The organism is Pseudomonas sp. GW821-FHT09H03, from assembly GCF_059415945.1.
In genome coordinates this window covers 65,170-77,313 of the sequence record NZ_JBWKOF010000021.1, presented here as the reverse complement: position 1 = coordinate 77,313, position 12,144 = coordinate 65,170, and the positions used below count along the sequence as shown (strand labels likewise).

The following is a 12,144-nucleotide window of genomic DNA, read 5'->3' as shown; positions in this document are numbered from 1 at the left end:
CGTATGCAGGTAGGGGTTTTGTTTTTGTGCTTTAAAAACCTTGAACGCGGTCCCCTGATTTCCTGTAGGAGCGAGCAGTCTCCGGGCGGCGTTCCGACGAAGAACGCCAGGACACCACGGGGACCCAGACAGCCCGCGTAATCGTTGACGTTCTTCGCGAGCAAGCTCGCGCCTACACACATGAATTGATCCAAACGCCAGTTCCGGCGCAGGTTATCCACAAAGGCATCTCGACTACCGGCTGCAGGCCCGGATGATGATCGCGAAATACGCCGATCGCTTACCGCTGTATCGCCAGGAGCAGGTCTTGGGGCGGGCGAGTCTTGCGACTCCTCATTCAACGCAGGCCAGTTGGGTCGACGTTTGTGGCGTGCAATTGCAGCCACGGGTCGATGCGCTGCGCGAAGGCGTACTTGAACGCAACGTGGTGTACGTGGATCTGCACGCCGGTGCAGATGCTCGCGAATGACAGAAATGACAAACCACTAATAAGGATGCAAGCACCTCAGCACGCTTGAAATGCTTTGCACCCATTTTAAAACTACTGCGTAGAGTTAGTTTCTCGTGCTTTATTTTGTTCTGCCAAGGCTATTGCTTTGAAATCATACGTAGGAAAAAACTCGGTCCGGTAACTTCCCCAGGCGGTGTTTTCCAGTGCAAGGTTTACCGCTGCGAGGCGCGAAGCAGGTAACCGTAGAACGATGACCTGACCTATACCCATGGTTATATTCCAACTGATGACCTCTACACCAGCGGGGGGAAATACTTTGTAAAATTCTTGCTTGGCGAGTTGCGCTTTCAGCTCCCCTAATGGTCGTGATTGGTCGTGCTTCAGGAAGACAGTCAACATAAGTGCATTGTCTGGTGTCGCGCTAGCTTCTTTGGCGACCAGTGGGGCCGAGGGTTGGGCATTGGCGCTCACCGAGTATATTCCTGCCAATAGCAGAGTAGACGCTAATACAGCTTTAAGTGTAATTGTCATGTTGCACCTTTTTATTGTTAGGCATTCATGAATGCTATCTCAATATCGCATTATTAGAGGCGGATGCTTGGCAGCATGTAATCTATATAATGCTGGTGTATTTATTGTGACATCGAGGTTTTTATGGGACCTTTGTAAGGTTCATGGACCACAAAAATTCGGACAGGGGGGTTGGTTTCTACCATGTCGCGAGGCACCGTTCGTGAGTAGGTAAACTCTTCGTCATTCAGCGCTTCCAATCTCCTGACCACCGTTCTAACGGTTCCCTTGTCCGGGACTAGAATATGGGTTTTTTTATCGCCGGTAACCATGAAGTAACCGCCGCCGCCATTCTCGTATTTTGATCGCCCAGTATCGGTATAAAAAAACTCATAGCGATTGCGCTCTGGATCCCACATTGATATCCCAACAACACCTGGATATTTCTCCTTTACGTCTACTTCCGGCGTTCCTTCTATATAGACTTTGGTTGTCAACCATTGAGGAGATGAAGCCAACGCTTGAGCGTCGGACTTAGCTTCCATCTGCAGTCCGTAGCTTGTGAGTGGGCTGATTAATCCAGCGAAAAGCAAGCCCTTTAATACAGTATTATATTTCCGCATGAAAATATTCCTTGCTGAGCTTTAGTGGTGACTCTTGCTAGTACTTTCATTTGTGTAGAGCGGCGATTAGCTCGATCCACTCATGGAATATAGGATCAATATCAATTGCTCACAATGCCTTCGTATACTTCTGTAATAATTACAGTGGGAATTTGTTTGATCTATGATTTTAATGTTTCCTGTCAATTCAACAAAGCAAGGGTGTTTAAAAGAGACGCCAGACTGTACTGAAATACACACTCATAAACTGATCCGAGTCGTTTATGGGGAACTTGGTGAGCTCGGAAAAATCGTACGCCTGGCTTTTCCGGCCGCGTGAATTTACCGCCCTCCAGATTGCGATTCTGGGGTATCGCTTGCGGCAGTAGGCCAAGGCGCTAAATGCAGCTTCTTAAAGCAGTTTGATTGCACCGCCTGCTCCGATTTCACTGAAATGAAAGCAGGTAGCGTCGCTGGCGACTGATCCCGATACAGCGGCATCCACTGAGCAAGCATGCCGATACTGGCTCAATTGCCTATTCAATTATTTGATGGTGCTTGAGGAGAAGTTCTCAAGGGATTGCCACTGCTGGCCGATAAACCGGGGAGTCAGGGACTTTCCTGGTCCCTTGGCAAAATCCGTGCGTCTAGGGCTGCTGATGGCTTAGTGCTACTATCCGTCATCAGCACGTATAAGCAAGGGCCGGCGAAGCTGCGCTCGTCCACGGATTGTCGTTGCTTGTTCTTCTTAAATTGCCTGGAAGTCTTCGATGCTGTCGTATCACCAAAAGCGTTTTCTGATCGTCGATGATTTCTCCGACTTCCGCAGTTCCATCCGGTCGATGTTGCGGGAGCTGGGCGTCAAGGACGTGGACACGGCCGACACCGGTGAGCAAGCGCTGCGGATGTGTTCGCAGAAGCCATACGATTTCATCCTGCAGGATTTCCATCTCGGCGATGGCAAGAAGAACGGTCAGCAGGTGCTCGAAGACCTGATGGTCGAGAAGCTGATCAGCCATGAAGCTGTGTTCGTGATGGTGACCGCCGAGACCAGCCAGGCCATGGTACTCAGTGCCCTGGAGCATGAACCGGATGCGTATCTGACCAAGCCCTTCACCCGCTCCAGCCTGGCCCAGCGCCTGGAACGCCTGGAGCAGCGCAAGACCCTGCTCAAGCCGATCCTGCAGGCGCTGGATCGCGGCAAGCCGATGGAAGTGCTCAACGCTTGCATTGCCCTGTGCAAGCAGGACATCCGCTACTCGCCGTTGTGCCTGCGCTATCGCGCCGATGCCCTGCGTGATTTGAATCAGCACGAGGCGCTGCAGCGTCTTTACGACAGCATCATTGCCGATCGGCCGTTGCCTTGGGCCTATGCCGGGTTGGGCCAACTGCAATTCAAGCGCGGGCACGTCTCGCAGGCCAAGAGCACTTATGAGAAAGGCCTGAAAGTATTTCCGATGATGCCGGCGCTTTACGACGGTATGGCTGACGTGTTGGTCGCCGAAGGGGACACCAGAGCTGCTCAGCAAGTGCTGGAGGAAGCGATTCGGCTGTCGCCGCTGGCGGTGCGCCGTCAGGCGTTGCTGGGTAAATTGGCGATGGCCAACGAGGATTTCGATACGGCCTCCCGAGCCTATCGCCAGGCCGTGACCCAAGGCGCGCAATCACGCTTCAAGGATGCCGAGAGCAACCTTGGCCTGGCCCACGCCTTGATCAGTAAAGGCAGCGAAAGGGGCCTGGATACCCGCACCCGCCTGGAAATCAATACAACCCTGAGTGCCGTAGCCAAAGAAAACCCCAGCGACCCGGGCCTGCAAATTCGTGCGCGCTTGATGAAGGCTACCAGTCTATTGCTCAACGACGCGGAGACCGCTGACAAGCTCACCGAGCAGGCGTTGCTGCGCCTCGATGGCATGGAGCAGTTCATGAGCGCCGAGGCAGCGCTGTTGGTAGCCAAACAGTTGAAAATGCTCGGGCAGACCGAGGCCGGTACCGCCATGCTGAAAAACTGCGTGGAAATCTACGGCGACGACCCTGCGGTCATGAAGGACATCGCCAAGCAGACCGATGATCCGACTATTCTCAACTCCGGAAACGATGCCGCCGAGCTCAACCGTCAGGGTGTGCGCGTGTACAAGACTGGTAACCTGGTCGAGGCTCGGCAGGTGTTCCGCAAAGCCCTGGCGCTGCAACCGAAGAACATCAGTATCGCTCTGAATATGGCCCAGTCACTGTTGCATGGCGCCGATACCCGCGTGGCCTCGGCGGAAATGGAAGAGTGCCGCAAGTGCCTGAAAATGGTTGGCCTGATGCCCGACACCGACGCGCGATACGCGCGCTACGAGAAGCTTAAGAGCAAGGCGTTTGGCGCATGAACGACGAACAGCAATCCCTCGATTTCTCCACGGTGATCGCGTCGACCGTACACGACATGAAAAACTCGCTGGCCATGCTGATGCAGGCCCATAGCCAATGGCTGTCGCGCTTGCCCGAGCCTGTACGGAAGGCGCCGGAGCAGGGCGTTATCGACTTCGAATTCGCCCACCTCAACGACATGCTGGTGCAGCTATTGGGGCTGTACAAACTCGGTGTCAACCAACTGCCATTGCAACCGGCCTACCATGAGCTGGACGATTTCATCGAGGCGCAACTGGCCGGCCACCATGACGTGTTCGCCAGCCGCGCGATCGTGGTCAGTTATGACGTGGACCCCTTGAGTCCGTTGGGTTTCTTCGACCGCGAACTGGTCGCGTCAGTGCTGGCCAACTGCATTAACAACGCCGTTCGTTATGCACGTCACGCCATCTTGATCAGTGTCAGCGACGAGGCCGGGCAACTGGTGCTGACCGTCAACGACGATGGCGAAGGGTATCCGGCGCAGATGATCGAGCATCAGGCCGATTATGTGCAGGGCATCAATCAAAGCAGCGGCAGTACCGGGTTGGGTCTGTACTTTGCCGGGCGAATTGCCGCATTGCATCAGCGCAATGGCGTCGCCGGGCGCACTGAAATCAACAATGGCGGCCCTTTGGGCGGCGGTGTGTTCAGACTCTACCTGCCCTGACCCTGTAGAAGCAGCCTGCGGCAGCTGCGGTAGGTTGTTTTTTTTGTTTAACGCTGCTTGATATTCCGAACACGTGGAGCCTATTTTGTACGGTCGCCGTTCGCGGCTCGCACAATAACAAGGATAGCGTCATGACGACCGTTGGCCTGAATTCACTCGCGCAGCGATTGACGGGCATTGATGAGATTGAATGTGTCACGCCGGATCTCAATGGCGTACCGCGGGGCAAGGTCATGACCGCAGAGGGATTTCTGGCGGGGCGCAGGTTGCAGTTGGCGCGTGGTGTGCTGCTGCAATGCATGATGGGCGGGTATCCACCGGCACGTTTTTACGGCAGCGATGATGGCGACCTGGCGCTGGTTGCGGACCCGGCGCAAATCCACCGCTTGCCCTGGAGCAAGCCGGCAAGAGCCCTGGCTATCTGTGATGCAGATGAGTTGGACGGTTCTGGCTCCGGTCTTTCCACCCGCAGCCTGCTCAAAGCGGTGATCGCGCGCTATACGGCCCGTGGTCTGGCACCGGTGGTGGCCACCGAAGTAGAGTTCTTCGTGTTCGCGCCCAATCCCGATCCGAATCAGGCGTTCCAGCCGCCGTTGGGCCTGGACGGTCGTCGCGAGGACGGGCAGTCGGCATTCAGCGTCAGTTCCAATAACGGCTTGCGGCCGTTCTTCAACGAAGTCTACGAGTCCATGGCGGCCCTTGGGTTGCCACGCGATACCTGCATGCATGAGATGGGGGTCAGCCAGTTCGAGATCAATCTGTTGCATGGCGATCCGCTGCTGCTGGCCGACCAAACCTTCCTTTTCAAGCACCTGCTCAAGGAAGTCGCGCTCAAGCATGGCCTGACGGCGGTTTGCATGGCCAAGCCGCTGGCACATACGCCGGGCAGCTCGATGCACATTCACCAGAGCATCGTCGAAATCGCCAGCACACGTAATGTATTCAGTGACGACGCCGGGCTGGAGACCGCGACTTTCCGCCATTTCATCGCCGGTCAGCAGGCCTGCATGGCGGATTTCACCGCGTTGTTTGCACCCAACGTAAACTCCTATCAGCGCTTGTGCCATCCCTACGCTTCACCGAACAATGCCTGCTGGTCCCACGATAACCGGGCGGCCGGTTTGCGTATCCCGGCCAGTGCGCCTGTCGCGCGTCGGGTCGAGAACCGCTTGCCTGGGGCTGATGCCAATCCGTATCTGGCCATTGCCGCGAGCCTGGCGGCGGGGTTGCATGGCATCGAGAACCAGTTGGAGCCGAGCGAGGCCAGCCAGGGTGAATTCGAGGTGCCGGATAATCTTTCATTACCCTGTACCTTGCATGCGGCGCTTGAGCGTCTGAAAGGTAGCCAGTTGGCCAAGGAACTGCTCGGCACGGAGTTCATCGAAGGCTACATCGCCTCGAAGACTATGGAACTGACCAGTTTCCTCGATGAAATTACTCCCTGGGAGCGGCGTGTTTTAGCGGCCCAGGCCTGACGATCTGTCGACATGGGCTATCGTTTAGCGGTAGCCCGAACTTCACTGCAAGGAGTCGCTCGTTGCGCCAAATCTGGAAGTCCTTTCGAGGCCTTTATTTCGCCTCGCTGATGATGTTGATCGGCTCGGGCCTGCTGAGTACTTACCTGGGCCTGCGCCTGGCCGCAGACAATGTCGACAGCCTGTGGGTCGGTGCGTTGATGGCCGCCAATTATTTCGGCCTGGTGCTGGGCGGCAAGATCGGCCACCGCCTGATTGCCCGGGTCGGGCATATTCGTGCCTATTCGGCCTGTGCCGGGATCGTCGGTGCGGCGGTGCTTGGTCATGGCCTGATCGACTGGCTGCCCGCCTGGCTGTTCCTGCGGGTGATCGTCGGCCTGGGCATGATGTGTCAGTACATGGTCATTGAGAGCTGGCTGAACGAACAGGCCGATGCCAAGCAACGCGGCCTGGTGTTTAGTGGTTATATGATCGCGTCGTACCTGGGCCTGGTGCTGGGTCAACTGATTCTGGTCATGCATCCGAGCCTGGGCCTGGAGCTGCTGATGCTGGTCGCGCTGTGCTTTGCCCTGTGCCTGGTGCCGGTGGCCCTGACCCGGCGGATTCACCCGGCCCCGTTGCACCCGGCGCCGATGGAGCCGCGGTTCTTTATCAAGCGTGTGCCCCAGTCGTTGAGTACAGTGCTGGGGGCGGGTCTGATCGTCGGTTCGTTCTACGGTCTGGCACCGTTGTATGCCTCGCAGCAAGGGCTGTCCACGGAGCAGGTCGGTCTGTTCATGGGTAGCTGTATTTTTGCCGGCTTGCTGGTGCAGTGGCCGTTGGGCTGGTTGTCCGATCGTTACGACCGGGCGCTGTTGATCCGCAGTTTTGCCTTCAGTCTGGCGCTGGCTGCATTGCCCCTGGCGATCATGCCGCAGGTGCCGCTGGAGGTACTGTTCATTGCCGGCTTCCTCTGTTCGCTGGTGCAGTTCTGCCTGTACCCGTTGGCAGTGGCGTTTTCCAACGACCACGTCGAAGGCGATCGCCGGGTGTCACTGACGGCGATGCTGCTGGTGACCTATGGTGTCGGCGCCAGTATCGGGCCATTGGTCGCCGGCGTGCTGATGAAGCTGTTCGGCAGCCAGATGCTGTATGCGTTCTTCAGTTTCTTTGCCTTGATACTGGTATGGCGGATCCGTCCGAAAGCGGTGACCAACCTGCACCAGGTGGACGACGCGCCGCTGCATCACGTGGCCATGCCGGACAGCATGTCGAGTTCGCCTCTGGTGGCGGCGCTTGATCCGCGGGTCGATGAACAGGTGGTGCAGGATCAGATGTGCAATCCGGTGAGTTCGGAGCCGGACGCTGAAACCGAAACCGAAACAAAGCCGGAATCGGACCCACCGCCAGAAGACCCGGACTCGGGGCGTGAGCAAAGCTTCACCGAGGCCAGGCCGTAATCGCGATGCATAAAAAACGGGCAGTCACCGCCAGGGACTGCCCGTTTTTCATGAAGCGTTGAATCAGATGTCGTCTTTGTCGAAGCGGCGCGCTTCGCGTTGCAGCTGGTAGACGAACCGCTCGACCTGACGCTGCACCAGCCCGCTCATGTTGTGGAAACGAATGCCGGCGAAGGTGGTGGCGATCTTTTCTTCGAAGTGCAGGTAACGCAGCTCGACCGGTGCCGTCATTTTGCCAAAGGGCAACTCGGCGTTGAATCGGTCATAAACCTGACCCAGTTGCAGGCTGCCAGTAATGTCGCCTTCGAAACGCAGCTTGCAGCCAGTCGCGGAGATATCCAGCAGCTTGCCGGGATAGGCTGTCTTGAGCTTCTCGCCGTCCAGGTTTACGTCTACCAGTTGCGCCAGCTTCAACGCCGCCCGGAACGCATTGCGACGCTGATGGTAGATCACTTCATCCGGCAGGGTGCCGCGATAGCAGCGACCGCCAGCGGACTCATCGATGCTCAACCGGCCATTGCTTTCCCAGGCAATGCGCACGCCTTCGTGGAAGCCTTCGACCTTGAACGGCTCGCCGGCGAGCAAGTAACGTTCGCCATCGCGAGGGACCATTTCGTCCAGCGCAATCATGCCGCCTTCACGGTCCAGATCAACCAGATAGCTCTGGAAGCGCTGGCTGCGTTCATGAAAGGTGATGATCAGGGGGTCGTGGCTTTCAAGTAACTGGCGCAGGTTGCTGGAGATTTCCAGAGGCGTGGAGAGCACCTTGGGTGGCTGCGGGGAATCATCCACATTTAGGGCATTTGACACGGCTAATCAATCTCCAGGCAAATTTGACTACAACTGGCTATCATTTTGCCAGTATGTTGCGCTTAGTGATAGAGCGGGCTCAACGTGGAGCTAGGCCTGACTGAGTGCGCGAGGCTTGGCAAGCTTGGAGAAAGTGCCGCTGGCGTCGTAAAGCGCCGGGGTTTCACCGCCATTGAGGATTTTCAACTGGGTGGCCGTGGCCATTTGCTGGGTCAGGATCGACTTGCCGTTGTTGGCGTTGATGGCCTGGCATTGCGCGAGTAGATCGGTCAGCGCGTCACTTTGCGCCAGCAACTGTTCGCCAATGCTTGATTGGCTGGCCAACTGCTCCAGACCCTGGCGGCTGGTCGGCAGATTGAGGCTGGTGAGTATTTCACTGCGCTTGCGGCCATGCTGTTCAAGCAAGACGATCAGGGCCTGTTTCTGCGCCAGAATGTCCTCGAGCAATGGCATGTCGCGGCCATGCAAGGCAAGCGATTCGGTCTGCAGCAACTCCAGCAGATGTTGCGTCGGTGCAAAGTCGTCGGTAATCAGTTGCAGTAAATGAGTGTCGTGCATGGCGGGCCTTGGGTTTTAAGCGTCCAAAAGCCTGGCGCCGGCCGGGGCCTAGCGCTGGGCTTCGAAGTTGAGCAGTTTGCTGGCTACGCGGTTGCTGTCGACTTTATAGCTGCCATCGGCAATCGCTGCTTTCAACTCGGCCACGCGGGCTTTGTCGACGGCAGGCTGATCGCGCAGCTTGTCAGTGACCTTCTGCAACTGCTGAGCCTCTTCGCTGAAATGTACCGATTCCCCGCTTTTGACGGTACCGGCCTGTTCGGCCGCGGATTCCAGCGGCGCGGATTTGCCGGCTTCGGCAGTTTCCCTGGCGGCGCTGGTACGTGTACTGCCCGTAGGGGACGAGGAGCTGTTCAAACGGCTGAAATCGATGACCATGATAAAACCTCTGGGAATTTGGACGCTTGCCCTGTTTTCGGCCATACCCTGGAAAACTTTAGGCTCATTTATCAATGAGTCTGCGCGCGTCAACGCTTGCCGTGCATAGGGCACAGTTTAGGGAACCGCCGGGGCCAGCGCCATGTTTTCGCAAGCCAGGCGCTTGATGGGCACAGAACATCGCCAAATCAACTCCCTACATGAATACCTCCACCTGCCCGGGCGCGGTCACCTGCGCCTTGATAACCCGTTGAGAGTTCAGGTTTTTCACCCGTATCTGTTCGCTCAGGCCGCCGTTTGAAAGGGCTTCTCCGGGCATTCGCACACTGAGCGTGCCACTGCGGGCGGTAATCACGACCTGATCGCCCTTGCGTATGACTTCCGCCTGTTCGATATGCACCAGGGTAATCAACTGGTCTGCGACCATTGGTCGGGTCAGTCGCTGCCCGATCGCCTGGTCCAGGGAAGTCAGGTAGCCCTGGTTGATCGAGCTGATGTCGCGTTCGCGCAGGATCACGTCTTCAGGCTCGACGATGGCTGCGCGGCGCAATGGCCGGGCGACGGTCACGACATCGCGGAACAGGCGTACTTGAGCGGGTACGAAGACGGTCCAGGGGCTGGCGCCCTCACAACGGACCTTAACCGTGACGCGCCCCAGTGGCTTGGCCGGGCTTTCGAGTGACGCTGTCAATTCCTTGTCACACATGGGCATGCGCAGTCGCGGATCGAGCTGGTTGACCTGTATCTCGTAGCGACCTTCGGTTTGACTGGTAGCCAGATAGTCTTCTACGGTGAATTCAAGAAACCCCTGGGTGACGCCGATAAGCATGTCAGGCAAGGTAACCGCGTCAGCAAGGGCAGGGCTGCCAGCGTTGAACAGGCAAACGGCCGCGAACACGCCGAATAATTTGCGGCAGGGCGTGGTCAGGTGTCGGAAAAATGTCGGTTCTGTGTTCATGACAGATAAAAAAGCAAGCGCCGTGCCGTTTAGTGATGAAGGTGCGTCGCAACAACACTTGGCGTTGGTGTAGGAGTCTGGGCATGGCTGGTGTAATGGATTCGGTGAACCAGCGCACGCAACTGGTGGGGCAGAATCGCCTTGAGCTGTTGTTGTTTCGTCTCGACGGTCAGCAGCTGTATGGAATCAACGTATTCAAGGTTCGGGAGGTGCTGCAATGCCCCAAACTGACGTTGATGCCAAAATCCAGTCCTGTGGTGTGCGGTGTGGCAAATATTCGCGGGGCGACCATCCCGATCCTTGATCTGGCGATGGCAACCGGCTCTGGTGCTCTGAAGGACAAGAACAATCCTTTCGTGATCATCACGGAGTACAACACCAAGACCCAGGGTTTCCTGGTGCGCTCGGTGGAGCGCATCGTCAACATGAACTGGGAGGAGATCCATCCGCCACCCAAGGGCACCGGTCGCGATCACTACCTGACGGCGGTGACACGGGTCGACAACCAGTTGGTCGAAATCATCGACGTCGAGAAAGTGCTGGCGGAGGTGGCGCCTACTTCTGAGGTGATTTCGGTTGGCGTAGTGGATGTTGAAACCCAGCACAAGGCGTTGTCCTTGCGTGTACTGACGGTCGACGACTCGTCCGTGGCGCGCAAGCAGGTCACGCGATGCCTGCAAACGGTCGGCGTAGAAGTCGTAGCGCTCAATGACGGGCGCCAGGCACTGGATTACCTGCGCAAGCTGGTCGATGAAGGCAAGAAACCGGGGGACGAGTTCCTGATGATGATCTCCGACATCGAGATGCCGGAGATGGATGGGTACACCCTGACGGCCGAGATCCGCAACGACCCGCGCATGCAGAATCTGCATATCATCCTGCACACTTCGTTGTCGGGTGTTTTCAATGAGGCGATGGTCAAGAAAGTTGGTGCCGATGACTTCCTGGCCAAATTTCGCCCTGATGACCTGGCATCCCGGGTAGTCGACCGGATCAAAGCAGCAGACTTCAGCTAGGGGCTCGTTGCTCCTGGCGGTCAACACGATTTTAGAGGCGGACATCATTGTCTACGGGTAATTTGGATTTCGAACAGTTCCGGGTTTTCCTGGAAAAAGCCTGTGGCATTTTGCTCGGTGAAAACAAGCAGTACCTGGTCTCCAGTCGTCTCAACAAGCTGATGGAGCAGCAAGGCATCAAGTCTCTGGGTGAGTTGGTCCAGCGCATGCAAACCCAGCCACGCAGCGGTTTGCGTGAGCAGGTGGTAGACGCCATGACCACCAACGAAACCCTGTGGTTTCGTGACACTTATCCGTTTGAGGTGTTGAAGAACAAGGTACTGCCCGAAGCGATCAAGGCCAGCCCCGGCCAGCGCCTGCGTATCTGGTCGGCGGCTTGCTCGTCGGGTCAGGAACCCTATTCGCTGTCGATGGCCATCGACGAGTTTGAACGTATCAACCTGGGCCAGTTGCGCATGGGGGTGCAGATTGTTGCCACCGACCTGTCCGGCACCATGTTGAACAACTGCAAGACCGGCGAGTACGACAGTCTCGCCATTGGTCGTGGTCTTTCACCCGAGCGCCTGCAGCGTTATTTCGACCCCAAGGGGCCGGGGCGCTGGGCAATCAAGGCGCCGATCAAGAGCCGGGTGGAGTTTCGTTCGTTCAACCTGCTGGACAGCTACGCAAGCCTGGGCAAGTTCGACATCGTGTTCTGCCGCAACGTGCTGATCTACTTCTCCGCCGAGGTGAAGAAGGACATCCTGTTGCGTATTCACAGCACGTTGAAGCCGGGCGGTTACCTGTTCCTTGGTGCGTCCGAAGCGCTGAACGGTTTGCCGGACCATTACCAGATGGTGCAGTGCAGCCCGGGTATCATTTACCAGGCCAAGTGATGTTGTCGGCG

At 57.0% G+C, this 12,144-nt stretch carries 12 protein-coding genes and 1 pseudogene; 7 read left to right on the top strand and 6 right to left on the bottom strand.

What is annotated here, in order from left to right:
• Nucleotides 1-185: 185 nt before the first annotated feature.
• Nucleotides 186-464 (top strand): annotated as a pseudogene (locus AC07OG_RS24135) (IS66 family transposase); the annotation flags it as partial.
• Between the two features lie 77 nt (nt 465-541).
• On the opposite strand, the gene AC07OG_RS24130 reads toward AC07OG_RS24135, so the two are convergent.
• The gene (locus AC07OG_RS24130; RefSeq protein ID WP_060540794.1) at nt 542-982 is read right to left on the bottom strand and encodes a hypothetical protein; all 441 of its coding nucleotides are present in this window, start codon (nt 980-982) and stop codon (nt 542-544) included.
• A gap of 101 nt (nt 983-1,083) precedes the next feature.
• A complete protein-coding gene (locus AC07OG_RS24125; protein WP_060540793.1) occupies nt 1,084-1,584 on the bottom strand; it encodes a DUF4822 domain-containing protein in 501 nt (166 codons plus the stop codon).
• 749 nt (nt 1,585-2,333) lie between these two features.
• Here AC07OG_RS24125 and AC07OG_RS24120 point away from each other — a divergent pair.
• The 4 genes from AC07OG_RS24120 (at nt 2,334) to AC07OG_RS24105 (ending at nt 7,541) form a co-directional block, all read left to right on the top strand.
• Nucleotides 2,334-3,938 carry a response regulator gene (locus AC07OG_RS24120; RefSeq protein WP_495068277.1) on the top strand — a complete coding sequence of 535 codons (1,605 nt, stop codon included), beginning with the start codon at nt 2,334-2,336 and terminating at the stop codon, nt 3,936-3,938.
• Complete coding sequence (locus AC07OG_RS24115; RefSeq protein ID WP_060540791.1) at nt 3,935-4,627, top strand: sensor histidine kinase; 693 nt, start codon at nt 3,935-3,937, stop codon at nt 4,625-4,627. Before AC07OG_RS24120 ends, AC07OG_RS24115 begins: the two co-directional genes overlap by 4 nt.
• Nucleotides 4,628-4,860: 233 nt before the next feature.
• Nucleotides 4,861-6,102 (top strand): glutamine synthetase family protein, encoded by a 1,242-nt coding sequence (locus AC07OG_RS24110; protein WP_495068278.1) that lies wholly within the window; start codon nt 4,861-4,863, stop codon nt 6,100-6,102.
• 62 nt (nt 6,103-6,164) lie between these two features.
• Entirely contained in the window at nt 6,165-7,541 is a 1,377-nt protein-coding gene (locus AC07OG_RS24105) for an MFS transporter (RefSeq protein WP_495068276.1), read from the top strand.
• A 63-nt stretch (nt 7,542-7,604) separates the two neighbouring features.
• On the opposite strand, the gene AC07OG_RS24100 is transcribed toward AC07OG_RS24105, so the two are convergent.
• The 4 genes from AC07OG_RS24100 to flgA all read right to left on the bottom strand — a co-directional run bounded on the left by AC07OG_RS24100 (nt 7,605) and on the right by flgA (nt 10,242).
• Entirely contained in the window at nt 7,605-8,351 is a 747-nt protein-coding gene (locus AC07OG_RS24100; RefSeq protein WP_495068275.1) for a flagellar brake protein, read from the bottom strand.
• A 90-nt stretch (nt 8,352-8,441) separates the two neighbouring features.
• The gene (locus tag AC07OG_RS24095; RefSeq protein ID WP_495068274.1) at nt 8,442-8,909 is read right to left on the bottom strand and encodes a flagella synthesis protein FlgN; all 468 of its coding nucleotides are present in this window, start codon (nt 8,907-8,909) and stop codon (nt 8,442-8,444) included.
• 48 nt (nt 8,910-8,957) lie between these two features.
• A complete protein-coding gene (flgM, locus tag AC07OG_RS24090; protein WP_060540786.1) occupies nt 8,958-9,284 on the bottom strand; it encodes a flagellar biosynthesis anti-sigma factor FlgM in 327 nt (108 codons plus the stop codon).
• A gap of 196 nt (nt 9,285-9,480) precedes the next feature.
• On the bottom strand, nt 9,481-10,242 hold the full coding sequence (gene flgA / locus AC07OG_RS24085) for a flagellar basal body P-ring formation chaperone FlgA (RefSeq protein ID WP_495068273.1): 762 nt from the start codon (nt 10,240-10,242) through the stop codon (nt 9,481-9,483).
• Between the two features lie 83 nt (nt 10,243-10,325).
• Between flgA and AC07OG_RS24080 the strand changes: the two genes are divergently transcribed.
• Both AC07OG_RS24080 and cheR read left to right on the top strand, forming a co-directional pair.
• On the top strand, nt 10,326-11,258 hold the full coding sequence (locus AC07OG_RS24080) for a chemotaxis protein CheV (RefSeq protein ID WP_060540784.1): 933 nt from the start codon (nt 10,326-10,328) through the stop codon (nt 11,256-11,258).
• 47 nt (nt 11,259-11,305) lie between these two features.
• Nucleotides 11,306-12,133, top strand: coding sequence for a protein-glutamate O-methyltransferase CheR (gene cheR, locus AC07OG_RS24075; protein WP_060540783.1), 828 nt, complete (start codon nt 11,306-11,308; stop codon nt 12,131-12,133).
• Nucleotides 12,134-12,144: the final 11 nt, after the last annotated feature.